Origin of the sequence: Pseudanabaena yagii GIHE-NHR1 (genome assembly GCF_012863495.1) — a bacterium.
GTDB lineage: Bacteria > Cyanobacteriota > Cyanobacteriia > Pseudanabaenales > Pseudanabaenaceae > Pseudanabaena > Pseudanabaena yagii.
The window spans coordinates 2,769,485-2,787,723 of record NZ_JAAVJL010000001.1; the positions used below are offsets into that span (position 1 = coordinate 2,769,485).

The 18,239-nt window shown below is 41.6% G+C and carries 13 protein-coding genes; 6 read left to right on the top strand and 7 right to left on the bottom strand.

Features of this window, described 5'->3' with window-relative positions; all coding sequences use genetic code 11:
* The first annotated feature begins 55 nt into the window (after nt 1-55).
* The gene (locus tag HC246_RS12655) at nt 56-754 is read left to right on the top strand and encodes a lipoate--protein ligase family protein (RefSeq protein WP_169363700.1); all 699 of its coding nucleotides are present in this window, start codon (nt 56-58) and stop codon (nt 752-754) included.
* Here the strand turns inward: HC246_RS12655 and HC246_RS12660 are convergent.
* The 3 genes from HC246_RS12660 to HC246_RS12670 form a co-directional block, all read right to left on the bottom strand.
* Nucleotides 710-1,324, bottom strand: a complete 615-nt coding sequence (locus HC246_RS12660; RefSeq protein WP_169364580.1) for a pseudouridine synthase — start codon at nt 1,322-1,324, stop codon at nt 710-712. The two genes, HC246_RS12655 and HC246_RS12660, sit on opposite strands and share 45 nt — an antisense overlap.
* Before the next feature lie 5 nt (nt 1,325-1,329).
* A complete protein-coding gene (locus tag HC246_RS12665) occupies nt 1,330-3,057 on the bottom strand; it encodes a response regulator (protein ID WP_169363701.1) in 1,728 nt (575 codons plus the stop codon).
* A 61-nt stretch (nt 3,058-3,118) separates the two neighbouring features.
* Nucleotides 3,119-5,098, bottom strand: a complete 1,980-nt coding sequence (locus tag HC246_RS12670; RefSeq protein WP_169363702.1) for a response regulator — start codon at nt 5,096-5,098, stop codon at nt 3,119-3,121.
* A 102-nt stretch (nt 5,099-5,200) separates the two neighbouring features.
* On the opposite strand from HC246_RS12670, the gene HC246_RS12675 reads away from it, so the two are divergent.
* Nucleotides 5,201-6,481: an ISNCY family transposase gene (locus HC246_RS12675; protein ID WP_169364411.1), complete on the top strand. Its 1,281-nt coding sequence runs from the start codon at nt 5,201-5,203 to the stop codon at nt 6,479-6,481.
* Here the strand turns inward: HC246_RS12675 and HC246_RS12680 are convergent.
* Entirely contained in the window at nt 6,478-7,362 is an 885-nt protein-coding gene (locus HC246_RS12680) for a cache domain-containing protein (protein WP_169363703.1), read from the bottom strand. The genes HC246_RS12675 and HC246_RS12680 overlap by 4 nt on opposite strands.
* Nucleotides 7,363-8,495: 1,133 nt before the next feature.
* Between HC246_RS12680 and HC246_RS12685 the strand changes: the two genes are divergently transcribed.
* Both HC246_RS12685 and HC246_RS12690 read left to right on the top strand, forming a co-directional pair.
* Nucleotides 8,496-9,254: an EAL domain-containing protein gene (locus HC246_RS12685; protein ID WP_169363704.1), complete on the top strand. Its 759-nt coding sequence runs from the start codon at nt 8,496-8,498 to the stop codon at nt 9,252-9,254.
* Nucleotides 9,255-9,521: 267 nt separating this feature from the next.
* Nucleotides 9,522-9,704 (top strand): hypothetical protein, encoded by a 183-nt coding sequence (locus tag HC246_RS12690; RefSeq protein ID WP_169363705.1) that lies wholly within the window; start codon nt 9,522-9,524, stop codon nt 9,702-9,704.
* Nucleotides 9,705-9,735: 31 nt separating this feature from the next.
* Here the strand turns inward: HC246_RS12690 and HC246_RS12695 are convergent, their stop codons facing one another.
* The 3 genes from HC246_RS12695 to HC246_RS12705 all read right to left on the bottom strand — a co-directional run bounded on the left by HC246_RS12695 (nt 9,736) and on the right by HC246_RS12705 (nt 12,974).
* Entirely contained in the window at nt 9,736-10,110 is a 375-nt protein-coding gene (locus tag HC246_RS12695; RefSeq protein WP_169363706.1) for a DUF1257 domain-containing protein, read from the bottom strand.
* 35 nt (nt 10,111-10,145) lie between these two features.
* The gene (locus tag HC246_RS12700; protein ID WP_169363707.1) at nt 10,146-11,762 is read right to left on the bottom strand and encodes an AAA family ATPase; all 1,617 of its coding nucleotides are present in this window, start codon (nt 11,760-11,762) and stop codon (nt 10,146-10,148) included.
* Between the two features lie 195 nt (nt 11,763-11,957).
* On the bottom strand, nt 11,958-12,974 hold the full coding sequence (locus HC246_RS12705) for a transaldolase (RefSeq protein WP_169363708.1): 1,017 nt from the start codon (nt 12,972-12,974) through the stop codon (nt 11,958-11,960).
* 423 nt (nt 12,975-13,397) lie between these two features.
* Between HC246_RS12705 and psaA the strand changes: the two genes are divergently transcribed.
* The gene (gene psaA / locus HC246_RS12710) at nt 13,398-15,650 is read left to right on the top strand and encodes a photosystem I core protein PsaA (RefSeq protein WP_169363709.1); all 2,253 of its coding nucleotides are present in this window, start codon (nt 13,398-13,400) and stop codon (nt 15,648-15,650) included.
* 36 nt (nt 15,651-15,686) lie between these two features.
* Nucleotides 15,687-17,915, top strand: a complete 2,229-nt coding sequence (gene psaB, locus HC246_RS12715) for a photosystem I core protein PsaB (RefSeq protein WP_169363710.1) — start codon at nt 15,687-15,689, stop codon at nt 17,913-17,915.
* The last annotated feature ends 324 nt before the right edge of the window (nt 17,916-18,239 follow it).

Sequence of the window (18,239 nt, forward strand, 5' to 3'; positions counted from 1 at the left end):
GGTTAGAAAGTGCTGTAAATCGTAGAGCCTAAGGTAATTGCTAGCAGCTAAAGATATGGACAAACCGTGGCAGATCATCCCCTATTCCGAGACATCGGGGGATCTGCATATGGCTCTAGATAATGATTTACTCGATCGCCATAGTAATAATCCTCGATCTCCATCAATTTTAAGATTTTACCGATGGACACCAGCCGCGATTTCGCTTGGTTTCCATCAAAAGCAATATCCCGATCTCTGGCATGAGATCGCTCAAAAATATCAGCTCGATATTGTCCGTCGTCCCAGTGGAGGTAGAGCAGTTGTCCATAAGGGTGATCTGACCTATGCGGTAATTACAAATATTGAATTAGAAGGCAAACAGCGATCTCATCGTGAAATTTACGAATATATCTGTGAATTTCTAATTCAAGGTTTTGCCCAATTGGGGATTTCGCTTACCTACGGACAGTCAGGACGTGGATATATCCACAACCCCAGTTGTTTTTCCACAGCCACTAATGCAGATTTAATCATTCCCGATGGCAGGAAACTGATTGGTAGTGCTCAGGTTTATCGCCGCAATTCCGTCTTACAGCATGGCTCCATTGCGATCGCCCCTGATCACCAATTACTAACAGAGTTATTTCAAACTAAAGTTCCAATAGTAGGCTGTGAAGAACTCTTACAAAGCCAGCATGAAAATTTAAGTGCAGAATTAATCAGGATATTAACGACGGCGGCGCGGCAACACTTTCAGGCGGAGTTCTTGTAACTCATAATCAGTTAAGCTGCGCCATTCTCCCACATTGAGATTGTCTAAACGCAAATGCGCGATCGCTACACGTACCAGTCGCAACGTCGGGAATCCCACAGCAGCAGTCATCTTTCGCACCTGACGATTTTTCCCTTCCGTTAGAGTTAACTCAATCCATGCTGTAGGAATGCTTGCTCGAAAGCGAATTGGGGGATTACGTGGTGGTAATTCTGGCTCAGAGTCTAATAATTTTGCGATCGCAGGTTTAGTCCGATAACCTTGGATTAGTACACCATCCCGCAATTGCTGCAACGCCTCTTCCGTGGGGATTCTTTCCACTTGTACCCAATAAGTTCTTGTATGTTCAAATTGCGGGTCGATTAAGCGATGCTTTAACTGTCCATCATTGGTTAAGAGCATCAATCCTTCACTATCAAAATCCAATCGCCCAACGGAATAAACCTCAGGGATATCAATATATTCTTTTAAGGTAGGACGTGGTGATGCACTGTCATCAGTAAACTGGCAGAGCACACCATAGGGCTTATAGAAAAGAATATATTTAGAAAGATATTGGCGATCGCGCATAAGTTTCATGCATTTAAACGCTGCTGAATAGAAATAAGAAGTTGCTTGATCTTAATGGGTTTAACTAGATAATCACTGACTCCTGCTGCCAAATAGCGATCGCGATCGACCACATCTCTCGAATCTGACATAGCAATAATGGGAATATCTTTAGTAATAGACTCTATCTGAATTTGGTTAATACCATCCAAAGCAGAAATTCCCGAAAGTTGGACATCAATAACTATCAAATCGGTTGGGAATAAATGAACATGCTCGATCGCTTGTTGCCAAGACTTTGCCCATATTAGACGGTAGCTCCTAGCTTCTAAATAGCTAAAAAAGCTATGCATGATTGCATTATTTTCACCCACTAACAAGACTACAGGCAAGCGAGGAGATGATGTTGCATGAATTTGACGCTCTATGGTTTTGTGTTCTCTTAATTTCTGAAGATCGACAGTATTTGTGTAAGTAGGACATTGTGTACAAGCAGTTATAGGTAAATCGATAGTAAAACAACTTCCCTTATGTATTTCACTTGCTACACTTACATTACCGCCATGTAGTTCTACTACCTGCTTCACAAATGCCAAACCTAATCCAGTACCTTCATATTTACGGTTGAAATTACTATCTATTTGGACAAAGGGCTGAAATAACTTTTGGATATTCTCTGGAGAAATACCAATCCCAGTATCTATTATGGCAATTCTCACAAATCCATCTCGAAGCGATTTTTGATCTGACAAATCTGAAGTGAATTGAGTGATTTCTATGGTAATGCTGCCTCCTGATGGTGTAAATTTAATTGCATTGTGAAGTAAATGTACTAGAACCTGCTTAATCCGAACTTCATCCAAATGTATATCAGGTAGATGAGAAGGAAACATAGATATAATCTGGAGACGTTTTTGTAATATCTTGAGATTAACTAAGTTAAGACTTGATTCGCAAACTTTTCTAATTGAAGTGCTTTGGCAATTTAATTTGAGTTCTCCAGATTCAATCTTGGAGATATCCAGAATATTATTAATTAACTCTAGTAAATGATAGCCACTCTTATCAATGGTATCTAAGGCTTGCATTTGTTGCTTATTAATTGTACCTAAAGCTCCATTCTTTAACCCTTCTGCCATGCCTAAAATAGAATTTAGAGGTGTACGAAATTCATGACTCATATTGGCTAAAAATGAATCCTTAAGTCTTGTGACTTGAGTTAATTGAAGGTTAACTAGGGTTAATTTTTCATTTTGTTGACGTATTTGCTCATCGGCTTGTTGGAGATCAATTAACTTCTGTTCAAGCTGTGCAGCTATATTTTGTTGTTTAATTACCTCCTGCTCTAAGTTTCTTGATAGTTCTCTAACTTGCAGATGTGTTTTAATTCGCCTGACCAACTCTCTTTCATTAAATGGCTTCGTAATGTAGTCTATTGCTCCCAACTCAAAGCCTCTGATTTTACTATCTACATCCGTTGATGCAGTCATAAAAATCACAGGTATTTGACTAGTTCGATCATCATTCTTGATCCTGCTACATACTTGAAAGCCGTCTAGTTTAGGCATATACACATCTAACAGGATTAGATCTGGGATTTCACGAGATAGCAATGTTAGAGCACGCTCTCCATTATTCGCGATCGCTATGTCATATCCTTCATCTCTAAGAATTTCTGTAATAACATTGAGATTTGTTTGTTCATCATCAACTACCAGAACTAAAGCTTTTTCACTAGGTGACTGAGATAACATTTGTCTTGCTCCCGCCTAATATTAATTTTGTTTTCAACCTTTTATTGGCTTGAGATTAAACTTAACTAATTTCAAGATATTTAAGAATCGTACTCTCAATTAATTCACCTTCAAATTCCATTGCCATTTGGGTTAATTTTTGGATAAAAGGTTGATAGCGATCGCTCTTTTGGCTAATTAGTTCTAGATGTTGCGTAAACTTAAGAAACATTCCTTTTTGGGATAATCCTAAGAGAATACGCAAATCCTCAGATGGAGGTGCAATTATCTCTAGATCACTGGTTTGATTCTCTGTAAAGTTAGGTAGTTTTGTTACTTCTTCATATTTCCATGTCAGTTGTAAATATTTAGAGATTAACTGTAATAAATCATCAACGTTGATAGGCTTTGCCAAGAAAGCATTGCCACCCATTTCTTCAGTTTTTTGTTGCTCCGTATCCGATACTGATGCTGAGGATACAATCACGACTAAATCCTTAATTGCCATGTCATTACGGATTTTTCTCAAAAGCTCAAAGCCATCCATAACTGGCATAATGATATCTGTAATGATCAGATCGTAAGACTTTTGCCTAATTTGAGTTAAAGCCTCTTGCCCATTCCCCGCTTCATCAACTTCAAACCCTATAGCTGTTAATAAATTAGCAAGTACCGAACGATTTTCCCAACGATCATCTACGACTAGTAAATGTCGAGGTTCACCTTCATATCCCACTATTTGACTACCATTCTCAGCTAATACTTTCTGCTCAAAACTACTAGTGGTTTCACAAACTATATCAAAGCTAAAAGTACTGCCTCGTCCTAATTCGCTACTAACTTCAATGCGACTTCCCATTAAACCTATAATTCTTTGACTGATTGCCAAACCTAAGCCTGTTCCTTCCACTTGGCGTTTCTTGTTGCCAACCTGTTCAAAAGCATCAAAGATTTTTTCTTTATAACGATTATCAATGCCAATTCCCGTATCTTCTACTTGAAAACGCAGCAATACTTGTGTAGATATTGCAAATTGCTCAGAGCTTGAGGATATTTGATTTGAAATATTTTGAGAGCTTAAGTTTTGGATACTAAGCGTGACATTTCCTTGATCGGTAAATTTAATGGCATTACCGATTAAATTAATTAAAACTTGTCGTAGCCGCTTATCATCAACAAAAATGCCCTCTGGTAGATCTTTATCCAAGTTAACAATAAGTTGAATCCCTTTTTTCTCGGCTCGTAATCGACAGATCTCTACTACACCTTGCAGAAAGGATTGCAGATGAATTGCCTGCGAAGTGATTTCCAACTTGCGCGCTTCTATTTTGGATAAATCTAAAATGTCATTAATAAGGGTTAATAGGTGAGAACCACATTGATGAATAATATCAATCCCTTGACGTTCTTTTGTTGTGATTGCCTTCGAGCGACTGAGAATTTGAGTATAGCCCAAGATCCCATTGAGGGGTGTGCGTAGCTCATGGCTCATACTTGCCAAGAATTCACTTTTGGCTTGATTGGCAGCATCGGCAAGTTCTTTAGCCTGACTTAATTCAATGGTTCTATCTGCAACTCTTTGCTCTAGTACCTCAAAGGATTCTTTGAGTTGTAATGACATCTGGTTAAAGGAATTAGCCAAAACCTCCGCTTCTAAAACTCCATGAGTATTTACTTCCTGTTCTAAGTCACCTTCAGCGATCGCTTTAGCGGCGGTCGTTAGTTTTTTCATCGGTGCAACAATCAAACGCGAACTAAAGACCCCAATGCCAATAGTAGCCAATAAAGTGAGCAGACAAAGCAATATGGTAAAAGTAGTATTTTTATTGATTGTCTCCATAAAATCATCTTCAGGTACGACGAGGACAATGATCCAGTCAATACCACGCTGATCTTTGATGGGGAATACTTCCACAAACTGTCTTTTGCCATCCAGATCAAAATCTAGTTGTTGTCTCGCTGAAATCCCTCTAACTCCTTGAGAGGATTTAGTTAAATGTTTAATTGTAGATTGAAGTAGATAATCTGGGCTTTGAGAAGCTTGGATTTCAGCAATTCTCATTATGAACGAAGGCTAGTCAAACCGTTGATATAGGGATATTGTAAATAACATGATGATTGATTTAGGGGAAGAGCTTTGAAAGCACAAGGCTCATTCGACAGAATTGTAGAAATTTTCCGACAACAACTAGAATCATTGCCAGACAAGCGGACAGGCAAAAATAGTCGCTATGGCATGGAAGATGCAGCCATGAGTGCATTCAGTGTATTTTTCACTCAAAGTCCATCATTCTTGTCTTACCAGCGGACAATGGAGCAGACAAAAGGGCGAAGCAACGCCCAAAGTTTATTTGGGGTGCATAAAATACCAACGGATAACCATATCCGAGACTTGCTAGACCCAGTGCAACCTAAAGAAATGTTTCCAGTGTTCGAGACAATCTTGGAGACGATAGAGCAAAAGGGGAAACTGCAAGGATTTCGAGGATTCGCCAACAATCTATTAATGGCGCTAGATGGGACAGAGTACTTTAGTTCAAAACAAATACACTGTCACCATTGTTCGAGTAGGAAAATGAAATCAGGAGAAATTCATTATTTTCATAGCGTAGTTACGCCAGTTATCGTCAGTCCACATCAATCGCAAGTGATTCCCCTAGTACCAGAATTTATTGTGCCGCAGGATGGAAATGACAAGCAAGACTGTGAGAATACAGCCGCCAAAAGATGGTTGTTACAACATGGCAGTAAGTACAGTGCATTCAAGGTAACTGTTTTGGGTGATGACCTTTATTCTCGCCAACCCCTCTGCCAAATGCTATTAGAGCAACAGTTCAACTTCATCTTAGTCTGCCGCCCCGAATCTCACCCCACTATCTATGAGCATATAGAAGGGATTGCTTTGCCAACGGTGGTTGTCAATAAGTGGACAGGGAAAGTTCAAGAGACCTATACCTACCAATATGTCAATGGGCTACCTATCAAAGATGGTGACGATGCTTTGCTGGTTAACTGGTGTGAACTAACTGTGACTAGACCTGATGGCAAGGTAGTTTACAAAAACTCTTTTGCCACCAATCACCTGATTACTGAGCAAACAGTGGTGGAAATCGTGCTGGCTGGTCGTACTCGTTGGAAAGTGGAAAATGAGAATAACAATACTCTCAAAACTAAGGGCTACAACCTAGAACACAACTTTGGACATGGCAAGGAGCATCTTGCTTCATTCCTAGCCACCCTCAATATTTTGTCCCTACTATTTCACACGTTATTGGAATTGGTCGATGACAAGTACCAGTTATTGCGCTCTCATTTGCCAACCCGCAAAACCTTTTTTAACGATTTACGCGCCTTGACTCGATATCTTGTTTTTGATAGTTGGGATCATCTTTTGACTTTTATGATTCAAGGTTTGGAGTTAGATCTCCCTCCCAACAGTAGTTAATTTTTCATAATGAGAATTGCTGCTTGGATTTTAATTGCCTTATTGCCTTTAATAATGAATGGTTGTGAGATCTTAGAACTGGCAAGTAAATCTTCTGTTTCACGTTCAATCGCAAATACTTCACTATTTCGAGTAATCTGGAGATCTTTATCTTTGATGACACGAGTCAGATTTTCTAGATCCAAGGTTACACTTATGACCGCCAGCAAGTCCTGTTGATTAGCATTTCGATATAATGCTTGGCTCAAACTCAACCCCAATGCAGGTTTTTGAGAGCGTGCTAGGGAAAAGATCTGAGTCCAACTAGCTTTTGTATTGTTGATTGCCTGTTTATACCAAGGGCGATCGCGAGGATCAAATTTTTCTTTGGCAATTAAGTCTGTACGCTGCCCTTGAGGATTAAGTTTATAGACAAACCGATTTGGTATGGTCGTTTGATCGCGAATCTTAACTATGTTCTGACCATCTTCTAATTTTTGATATAGGATAAAATCTCCATTGGGCTTTCCAACCTGCCAGAGTCCACTTGGTGCAATATTTACCAAATTTAATAGGTATTTATCTAAACTAGACAAATCATCAAAATACCCCTCCTCATTAGCGAGATCAGCAACTACAAGATCGAAAAGAGAATACAACTGTTCAAAATAGTGGTTAAATTGGTTCTCAATATTATTACTTGCCTCAGTCCGTAGTTGAGAGGCAACATTATTTACTGCTTCTCTTCCATTTCGTAATGATAGCCAAGCAGTTAACCCCACTGCCACAAATGTTTGCAGAACAAAGGGTATCACGATCAGCGATCGTAAAGGGATAGAAAGAAATCCTGTGCGACTAGATTGATTGAGTTTATTCTTAGATTTAAGATTGTGATCATTCATAAATTCCCTCCTGCAACTATATTTTTAAATTAATGCGTTGAGGCATCCTTAACGTAAAAGCTTTTCCATCCCCGTCTCCACCATCTACGTTGAATTTTTCTATATAGCGGTTTTCAAGCAACCGAGTTATAGAAGTTATTTTTCATTTTAAAAGCGGAGAAAGCAACCCATCACTAGATTGGAAAATGACATAGTGAAATGTTTTGAAAGTGTTACAAATTAATAATTTCAAGTATTTCTCTAGAATTTCTTACAGCACAAAGCGCTATAAGAAAGTTAAGCTTAGTTTGCTTGTCATCAATTATAGAGCCGAGACTTTGGGCATCATCCAACTCAACTAACATCTTGCTTTACCTCAGCTAGATTAGGTTTAAATTGTTTACATTGTTTAGGTAGTTATTATGATTTCATTCCCCCGCTTATCCATTTATTGTAATGCTATTAGTGCTAATTTGTTTGTAAAATATAAGCCTTTCTTTTTATAAAAATTTGGCGATCAAACTCCTCTTTGCAAGAGGAATTTATGAAGAAGATTGTAGAGATATAGCAATCCTAAATAGTTTGTGGAAGCGTAAACATTCGGGTTAAGCTTCCACAAACCCAAATATCTACAAATGATTTAGGTCTGCCTATATATCTTAATAAAGAGAAAAGTGCTGTAACATTTTTTGAATCTAGTAGGATGCGGGCTAGCTAGACGAAAAAGGTTATTAATTCCCTTTTTACCCTAGTAGATTGGGAAACACTATATTTTTGGTTTTCACTTTCCCGATACAAATATTCAGCCAAAAGATTTATGGGGGGCATTCCATCTATGTATCAGCCTTGAGGTTAGAAAATAGTGATTTTGTGATAGTTGCTTCTGACCATGCTTTCTACGTTAGCGATCGCTTACTATGCCCAGTAGTTTTCTTCTGCCTCTAGTCTTGTAATCCTTCATGACAATCCTCTCAAACTCAAAACGCATAGGATTGTCTAAAAGTATTTGGTACATTGATTTTGGTTCTTTCAACCTAAACCTGATAAAAAAAGGTAGACTTTTGATGCATAGATCGAGAAAGAATGTAATATCGTATGGCAAATTCTGGATTGTTAAAGCAATAGCTAGACTATGGCGATTTAGGTAGATCGAAATGAAAGACGACCAAGAATATAAATCAATTGGCTGTTGGGAATGTACAAAAGGGGCAGGGTTGGGGTTTGACTTCACAATGGCATTTCAACCAATCGTTGATACTACATCCAAAAAAGTTTTTGCTCAAGAAGCTCTAGTAAGAGGCACAAACGAAGAACCTGCTGGAGAAATTTTAGGGTGTATTAATGATGAAAATCGCTACCGTTTTGATCAGGCTTGCCGTGTCAAAGCGGTGCAATTGGGTGCGGCTCTAAATATTGATTCCTTTATTAGTATTAATTTTTTACCCAATGCAGTTTATCGACCCGAATTATGTATTCGCACAACGATTGAGGCAGCCGAAACCTTTGGATTTCCTGTAAAACAGATTATCTTTGAATTTACTGAAGGTGAAAAAATAACCGATCATGTTCATCTGCGTGAAATTATTCAATATTATCGGGATACAGGCTTTTTAACAGCGATCGATGATTTTGGTGCAGGCTATTCTGGACTTAACTTATTAGCTGATTTTCAAACTGATCTCGTCAAGTTAGATATGGGATTAATTAGAGATATTTCCCATAATAAGAACCGCCAAGCAATTGTAAAGGGAATCGTTCAAGTATGTAATGAACTAGCCATTAAGGTTATTGCTGAAGGTGTAGAAACCTATGAAGAGTTAACGATTTTACAATCTTTTGGGATAGAACTATTTCAAGGTTATTATTTTGCTAAACCTAAATTTAAGGGCTTGGCTGTTATCCATAATTTATAAATGAATTTATGAATTATTTGCAATTTATTTTTGGGTTATAAATGTAGATTAAAAGCCTGTTACATTGCTTAGCTCAAGTTAATAATTATTTAAAAATCGCCTTAAAATCGGTTTAAATATAGTTTAAATACACTTTTTAACAGAACTTGACATTCAGGCAACGTTTCGATGCCCATATATCACCCTATTTATAGATGACGATCCCCCCTTGTCAACCTAGTGTGAGATATCCATAGATTAAAAACTAGTAGAATTCAAGTATTAAGCATGATTCATCAATTAGCAGTTCGCTTAGGTGTGTCGTGTGTGCTGCTCGCAACTTTGCCTCTCGCTACCGACGAAGTCGTCAAGTATGTGCAAGCCCCACATATCTTTTCAGGGATTGGTGCGATCGCCTCATGTATTGGAGCCTGCGTTCCAGTTTTAACCCTATTCCGCAATTCTGACTAAATTTTAGAAAGCACCACGAAGTATTGCTTGATTATGCCCAACGTCCAATCACAATCCTGATCGTGCCATCTTCTAATATCTCTTGCTGCTCGATCGCAAACCCCTGTTGAGTTGCACTTTGTAAAACTGTTTTAGTCGCATATTGCTGATTTAGTTCTCCTAAAAACTCCTCCACATTCATTGCGACACCCCACATATCAGCAATTAATTCATAGCGATCGCCAACCTTGCGAAAGCCCAGATCATAGGCATTGGGCATGGGGATCACATATTCAGCATTAGTGGTATTCCCTAGATATCCTCGTACTAAAGTATTTTGTTTGACGGGATAGCCAAGCTCTTCTAAGGCTTGTTTCAGCAAGTCCCCATTTTTGATTTCGACGGCGATCGTAGTAAAGTGGGACATAAAATCTCAAGGAAAAAGAGCGCTTTACGCTCCCTTTATTCTAGGTTAATTGCAAATTTTCTTAATTCTTGTAGCAATTCCTCATCATTAGAGGCAGTACGTGCCCCCGACTCCGCCGCCCATTGCTTGAGAGACTCGATTTGCTGAGAAGCGATCGCTGCTAATGGCACTGTTTCCTCAATCGCACTAATAATATCTTCAGTGGTGAAATCTTCGCGGTTGCCACTGCTACCACGACCAAAAGCACGATGAATACCATCAATAATTACCTGCTCAATCTCTGCTCCACTAAAGTTTTTGGTATGGCGAGCTAAAAGCATCAGATCAAAATCGCGTAACCGACTGGGGCGCAATTTTTGTAAATGCACTTTAAAAATTTCTTGACGTTCCGATTCAGTCGGTAAATTCAAAAAGAAAATTTCATCAAACCGCCCCTTGCGTAAAAGTTCAGCGGGCAAAATTCGCACATTATTGGCAGTAGCGACAATAAATACAGGTGCAGTTTTTTCCTGCATCCATGTAATTAGTGAGCCAAATACTCGCCGACTTGCCCCAGAGTCACCATCAATTGCCACATTGGCATTACCAAAGGCTTTGTCGATCTCGTCAATCCACAATACACAGGGTGCTGTTGCCTCGGCAAGTTGAATCATCTGTCGCATTCGGCTTTCACTTTCACCGACATAACTCCCAAATAATCGCCCTATATCTAACCGCAGCAGAGGTAAACGCCATTCGTTAGCGATCGTTTTCGCCGATAGCGACTTACCAGTGCCTTGAATACCGACTAGCAAAACACCCTTAGGTGTAGGAATACCATAACGCTTAGCCTCTTCAGTAAAGGCATCGCGACGAATCCGCACCCATTGCTTGAGATTGTCTAATCCCCCTACATTTTTGAGGGACTCATTCACCGTAAAAAATTCTAAAATGCCCGTCTGTCTGATTGCTTGTTGCTTTTCTGCAAGTACCGCATCAATATCTGAGTCATTAACTTCTTCCTTTTCGGCGATCGCCTTAGCTAAAACCCTTTGAATACGAGTTCGGCTCAGCCCCTGACAAGCCTTAACCAATTGCTCCCAAGCTAAGTTAGACAAATTCAGTTTATTAGAGGAAATTTTTTGTTGAATTAAATATTCGATCTCAGCGATCGCAGGTAAAGGAAAGTCGATCGCTGTGACTTCTTCCGTTAATTCAGCAGGGATTTCTAAAGTATGGCTAGTCAGGGCAATTGTGCGGCGATCTCGCTTCAAATCCCTTGCCAGATTCTTTAACTCACGAATCATGGGGATATGGCGCTCACTATGTGGATATTTAAGGATCGGATGCAAATCCCGCAATACATATAAAACGTTATCCCCATCTTTAGTTGCTTTATCGCGCTGAGCAATCCTTGACAAAGCTGCCATCACCGATCCCTTATCAGCATTATTGTCACTCCACCCTCTCGCAATATCCCAAAACAAAATGCGACGACTGGGGCTAGATTGTAAAGCCACCTCCGTTAAAATCTCTTCGACTGGCTCTTCTTCGGCAGTCACTATATATATAAGTGGATATTTTGCCCGAAGTAATAGATCAAACTGCTCTATCAGAGCCTTATATACTCTGCTTTTGTTAGGAGATAGGGGATCTGGCAAATGTGGCGACATAATCGCAAGTATATAACAATCGCAACTTCACAATTCGTGATACATGCCAAAACCCAAAATAATAAGTGGTGGCGCTTTGCGCCACCACTTATTATTTTCTCAACCTTGAATTGACAAGATTTTTCGTTAACTGAGGTTTGTTTCCCCAACCCTTGACTGGGAAACAAACCTTTATAACGCCCCAGACTGGGAACCCTATACTGCGGCAAGTAATGGTTCTTCGAGTTTGGTTAATCTTTCGGTTAACAATTCTTCGAGTGTGACCAGTGCTTTGGAGAAGCCTTTAATCCCTTCATCAAGTTTCTCAGATGCCATGCGATCGCTAGCGTGCATAGCATCAAATGTCGCCTTGTCCATGGGGATCTTGGCAATCTCAGATTGAGCAGCGATCGTGGGATCAAGCTTACGGACTAGATTTCCCTCTGTATGCTGCAACTCATCTAGCAAAGCAGGAGAAATGGTGAGGAGATCACAACCTGCTAACTCCACTATCTCGCCCATATTGCGGAAACTTGCACCCATAATTTCCGTTTTATAGCCAAACTTTTTGTAGTAGTTATAAATTCGCGACACTGACAATACCCCTGGGTCTTCGTGAGCGGGGTAACTATCGCGACCCGTATCTTTTTTGTACCAATCGAGGATGCGCCCCACAAAGGGAGAAATTAATTTCACTCCTGCTTCAGCACAGGCGATCGCTTGGTGCAATCCAAATAGCAAGGTCAAATTACAATGAATACCTTCTTTTTCCAACTCCTCAGCCGCCTTAATCCCTTCCCAAGTGGCAGCAATTTTGATTAAGACCCGCTCACGGGAAATTCCATGGGCTTCATACTGAGAAATCAAATAATGCGCCTTAGCTATAGTTGCTTCAGTGTTATAGGAAAGTCGTGCATCTACCTCAGTCGAAACACGTCCGGGAATAATTTGCAAAATTCTCATGCCAAAGGCGATCGCTAAGCGATCGAAAGCCAAAGAAACTACCTGAGCAGGTAGGGCATTTTTCCCTAGGTCTTTTCTTGCCTCTAAGAGCGTTTCATCAACAATTTCCTGATACTGAGGCATTTGGGCAGCAGCCGTAATCAAAGATGGATTAGTAGTTGCATCTTGGGGCTTCACCATTTCGATCGCATGGATATCACCCGTATCTGCAACAACGACAGTCATTTCACGCAACTGATCGAGAAAGTTTTTGGGTAAATCATTAGGCATAAAATCCTCCATATCACCAGTTATTACTGGCTACCTCTGTACGCCTATCTTAGCTTCAACAATTTTGGAGCTTCACCAACCTTTAGAGTAATTACAAGATCATTCTCAATAAAGGCATCAATCGCACATATTATTCTTATAAACAAAGTTTTATTAAGAAGTTTATAGAATGGGTTTACTTAATAATCAATAGTTAGTCATCTCAATTTATTGCGGGATAAAGGATTGCGGTAGCTAGAGACATTCTAAACAATTGTTACAAACTCTCTGGAGCGACACAACCCTAAACCTATAATTACCTCATCGTGGCACAGCGACTCTTGTACAGCAGTACTTATCTCATTCATAGATTCAGCACTATGAGAGAGCTTGCCTAATCGTTTAATCTACTTTGTCTTAACAGTCTGAGAGAGGAAAATTTACATGACAATGACTCCTCAAAAGCCAGACACAGAGGTAAAGGTATCGGTTGATCGTGACGTAGTCCCAACTTCCTTTGAGAAGTGGGGACAACCTGGTCACTTTGATCGCACCCTTAAGAAGGGACCAAAGACAACAACATGGATTTGGGATCTTCATGCCAATGTGCATGACTTTGACAGTTTCACAACCGAAGAAGATACTGCCCGTAAGATCTTCTCCGCTCATTTTGGGCATCTAGGTATTGTCTTCATTTGGCTCAGTGGTATGTACTACCATGGAGCCAAATTCTCTAACTACACCGCTTGGTTGTCTGATCCTGTCAGCATCAAGCCCAGTGCCCAAGTGGTCTGGAACGTTTTCGGTCAAGATATCTTGAACGGAGATGTTGGTGGTGGTTTCCAAGGTATTCAAATCACTTCTGGTTTGTTCCACCTCTGGAGAGCATCTGGTATCACCACGGAGTATCAACTCCTCTGCACCGCAATTGGCGGTTTGGTGATGGCAGGTTTGATGTTCTTCGCTGGTTGGTTCCACTACCACAAGTCAGCTCCTAAACTTGAGTGGTTTAAGAATGCTGAATCGATGATGAACCACCACTTGGCTGGTTTGCTCGGTTTAGGTTCTCTCGCTTGGGCTGGACATCAGATCCACGTTTCGATTCCTGTCAACTATTACCTTGACAAGGGCGTAGCTGCTAGTCAGATTCCTGCACCCCATGAGTTCATTCTTAATCCTTCCTTGATGTCGGATATTTTCCCTAGCTTTGCTCAAGGCGTAACTCCTTTCTTCACTTTGAACTGGGGCGCTTATGCAGACTTCTTGACTTTCAAGGGTGGTTTAAATCCTCAAACTGGTTCTTTGTGGTTGACTGACCAAGCTCACCATCACCTTGCGATCGCTACACTTTTCATCATCGCTGGACATATGTACCGCACCAACTGGGGTATCGGTCACAGTATGAAGGAAATCCTCGAAGCTCACAAGGGACCTCTAACTGGTGAAGGTCACAAGGGATTGTATGAAATCTTCACAACCTCTTGGCATGCTCAACTTTCTTGGAACTTAGCTTTGATGGGTTCTTTGAGCATCATCGTTGCACAACACATGTATGCGATGCCTGCTTACCCCTACATTGCCACTGACTATGCTACTCAAATCTCTCTATTCACACATCACATGTGGATTGGTGGATTCTTGATCTGTGGTGGTGCAGCTCACGCTGGTATTTTCATGGTTCGCGATTACGATCCTGCTAAGAATGTAAATAACTTGCTTGATCGCGTAATCCGTCACCGCGACGCTATTATTTCCCATCTCAACTGGGTATGTATTTTCCTTGGTTTCCACAGCTTCGGTCTTTACATCCACAACGATACCATGCGTGCATTGGGTCGTCCTCAAGATATGTTCTCTGACACAGCAATTCAGTTGAAGCCCGTCTTCGCTAACTGGATTCAAGGCTTCCATGCTGCTGCTGCTGGTGTAACTGCTCCTTACGCAACTTCTAGTGTTAGCCCCATTTTTGGTGGTGACACTGTAGTTGTTGGTGGCAAGGTTGCTGCCGCTCACATGGCTCTTGGTACTGCTGACTTCTTGGTACACCATATCCATGCGTTTACCATCCACGTCACCGTATTGATCCTCCTTAAGGGTGTTCTTTACGCTCGTAACTCTCGCTTGATTCCAGACAAGGCAGAACTAGGTTTCCGTTTCCCTTGCGACGGTCCTGGTCGTGGCGGCACATGCCAAGTTTCGGCATGGGATCACGTATTCCTCGGCTTGTTCTGGATGTACAACTGTATTTCCGTTGTTATCTTCCATTTCTCTTGGAAAATGCAGTCTGATATCTTCGGTACTGTCGATGCAAGTGGCACTGTCACCAACATGGCAGGCGGCAACTTTGCACAAAGCGCATTGACCATCAATGGTTGGTTGCGTGACTTCTTGTGGGCACAAGCTTCCAATGTAATTCAATCCTACGGTTCGGCATTGTCGGCTTATGGCTTGATCTTCTTGGGTGCTCACTTCATCTGGGCATTCAGCCTCATGTTCCTGTTCAGTGGTCGTGGCTACTGGCAAGAACTCATCGAGTCAATCGTATGGGCACATAACAAGCTCAACGTAGCTCCTGCTATCTCTCCTCGCGCTTTGAGCATTACTCAAGGTCGTGCAGTAGGCTTGGCTCACTACCTCTTAGGTGGAATTGCCACAACTTGGGCATTCTTCCTAGCCCGTTACGGTGCACTTGGGTAAACTGGCTTAAATTTAAACGGAGAAATTGAAGTAAAAATGGCAACGAAATTTCCTAAGTTTAGCCAGGCTCTCGCACAGGATCCTTCAACCCGTCGGATCTGGTATGCGATCGCCACAGCGAACGACTTTGAAAGTCATGATGGTGTCACCGAAGAAAGTCTTTATCAAAAGATCTTTGCTTCTCACTTCGGACACTTGGCAATCATCTTCCTGTGGACATCTGGCAACCTGTTTCACGTAGCGTGGCAGGGTAACTTCGAGCAATGGATTAAAAATCCTCTCACCACTCGTCCTATCGCCCATGCGATTTGGGACCCTCACTTTGGTAAGGCAGCAGTTGAAGCGTTTACACAAACCGATGCTGCTGGTCCTGTAAATATTGCTCTCTCTGGCGTTTATCAGTGGTGGTACACCATTGGTATGCGTAGCAACCAAGAGCTATTTGGCGGCGCAATCTGGATGTTGATTTTTGCTTCTCTCCTGCTATTTGCAGGTTGGTTGCACCTACAACCCAGCTTCCGTCCTAGCCTTTCTTGGTTCAAGAATGCTGAATCCCGTCTCAACCACCACTTGGCTGGTTTGTTCGGTGTTAGCTCTTTGGCTTGGACTGGTCACTTGGTTCACGTAGCTATTCCTGAAGCCCGTGGCGTTCATGTTGGTTGGGAAAACTTCTTGAGCGTACCTCCTCATCCAGCAGGTCTTGCACCTTTCTTCACTGGTAACTGGGGTGTATATGCTCAGAATCCTGATACCGCAGGTCATGTCTTCGGAACAGCTCAAGGTGCAGGTACAGCAATCTTGACCTTCTTGGGTGGCTTCCATCCTCAAACAGAAGCTCTTTGGTTGACTGATATTGCCCATCACCACTTGGCGATCGCAGTACTATTCATCGTTGCTGGTCACATGTACCGCACCAACTTTGGTATCGGTCACAGCATGAAGACCATCATGGAAGCCCATAATCCTCCTAAAGGCACTCCTTTTGGTGGCATGATCGGCGAAGGTCACAAGGGTATCTATGACACTTACAACAACTCGCTTCACTTCCAACTTGGTTGGCACTTGGCTTGCTTAGGTGTTGTAACTTCCTTGGTTGCTCAGCACATGTACTCGATGCCTTCCTATGCGTTCATCGCTAAGGACTTCACCACTCAAGCTGCTCTATATACTCATCACCAATATATTGCTGGTTTCTTGATGGTTGGCGCGTTTGCTCACGGTGCGATCTTCTTCGTTCGTGACTACGATCCTGAAGCTAACAAGAACAACGTGCTTGCACGTATGCTTGAGCATAAAGAAGCAATCATCTCTCACTTAAGCTGGGTATCTCTCTTCTTAGGTTTCCACACCCTCGGCATCTACGTTCACAACGACGTAATGCAAGCTTTCGGTACTCCTGAAAAGCAAATCTTGATCGAGCCTGTATTCGCACAATGGATTCAAGCCGCTCATGGTAAAGCTCTCTATGGATTTGATGTTCTTCTTTCTAACGCAAACAGCATCGCTTCTACTGCTTACCCCAATAGTGGTAACGTTTGGTTGCCTGGTTGGTTGGCTGGTATCAATGCTGGTGACAACTCCTTGTTCCTCACAATTGGACCTGGCGACTTCTTGGTTCACCATGCGATCGCTCTAGGTCTACACACCACCACCTTGATCTTGGTTAAGGGCGCGTTGGATGCTCGTGGATCTAAGCTCATGCCAGACAAGAAAGACTTCGGCTACAGCTTCCCTTGCGACGGCCCTGGTCGTGGCGGTACTTGCGATATATCTGCATGGGATTCCTTCTACCTCGCTATGTTCTGGATGTTGAACACCATCGGTTGGACAACCTTCTACTGGCACTGGAAACACCTCGGTGTATGGCAAGGTAACGTTGCTCAGTTCAACGAATCCTCTGTCACCATCATGGGCTGGCTCCGTGACTACCTATGGCTCAACTCTGCTCAGTTGATCAATGGCTATAACCCCTATGGCATGAACAATATCTCTGTTTGGGCTTGGATGTTCCTCTTCGGACACCTAGTTTGGGCAACTGGATTCATGTTCTTGATCTCTTGGCGTGGTTACTGGCAAGAATTGATCGAAACCCTAGTATGGGCACACCAACGCACACCTCTTGCAAGTTTGGTTCAGTGGAAAGACAAGCCTGTTGCTCTATCCATCGTTCAAGCTCGTTTGGTTGGCTTGGCTCACTTTACAGTCGGCTACATTGTTACTTATGCAGCCTTCCTGATTGCCTCTACCACAACAGCTTTCGGTTAATCTAGCTTGCTAGTTAATTAAAAAAATCCCTCACAGCAATGTGGGGGATTTTTTTGTAAAAGTGTCACATCTCAAAACCCAAATAAGTGAAGGCGGCACTTCATGCCGCCTTCACTTATTTGGGTTTTATGTTTACGTTGCTACAAGAGTGGCAAATATAGAGATATCACGTCGTTGATTTTGCCAAAATCACCAGTATCCTCGTCAAAATGATATTTTAAGAGTATTCAAGCGCTTGATATCGAACAATCTTTACTTCATTTTTACTAAGAACGAACCTGAATATAAACCTAAATCACAAGCAATTAAATTAATTGAAAATAC

Coding starts and splice junctions, on each gene's coding strand:
- HC246_RS12700 (WP_169363707.1), bottom strand. CDS start 11,762: ATGTCGCCACATTTGCCAGATCCCCTATCTCCTAACAAAAGCAGAGTA.
- HC246_RS12695 (WP_169363706.1), bottom strand. CDS start 10,110: ATGTCCCACTTTACTACGATCGCCGTCGAAATCAAAAATGGGGACTTG.
- psaA (WP_169363709.1), top strand. CDS start 13,398: ATGACAATGACTCCTCAAAAGCCAGACACAGAGGTAAAGGTATCGGTT.
- HC246_RS12670 (WP_169363702.1), bottom strand. CDS start 5,098: ATGAGAATTGCTGAAATCCAAGCTTCTCAAAGCCCAGATTATCTACTT.
- HC246_RS12660 (WP_169364580.1), bottom strand. CDS start 1,324: ATGCGCGATCGCCAATATCTTTCTAAATATATTCTTTTCTATAAGCCC.
- HC246_RS12655 (WP_169363700.1), top strand. CDS start 56: ATGGACAAACCGTGGCAGATCATCCCCTATTCCGAGACATCGGGGGAT.
- psaB (WP_169363710.1), top strand. CDS start 15,687: ATGGCAACGAAATTTCCTAAGTTTAGCCAGGCTCTCGCACAGGATCCT.
- HC246_RS12705 (WP_169363708.1), bottom strand. CDS start 12,974: ATGCCTAATGATTTACCCAAAAACTTTCTCGATCAGTTGCGTGAAATG.
- HC246_RS12690 (WP_169363705.1), top strand. CDS start 9,522: ATGATTCATCAATTAGCAGTTCGCTTAGGTGTGTCGTGTGTGCTGCTC.
- HC246_RS12665 (WP_169363701.1), bottom strand. CDS start 3,057: ATGTTATCTCAGTCACCTAGTGAAAAAGCTTTAGTTCTGGTAGTTGAT.
- HC246_RS12685 (WP_169363704.1), top strand. CDS start 8,496: ATGAAAGACGACCAAGAATATAAATCAATTGGCTGTTGGGAATGTACA.
- HC246_RS12680 (WP_169363703.1), bottom strand. CDS start 7,362: ATGAATGATCACAATCTTAAATCTAAGAATAAACTCAATCAATCTAGT.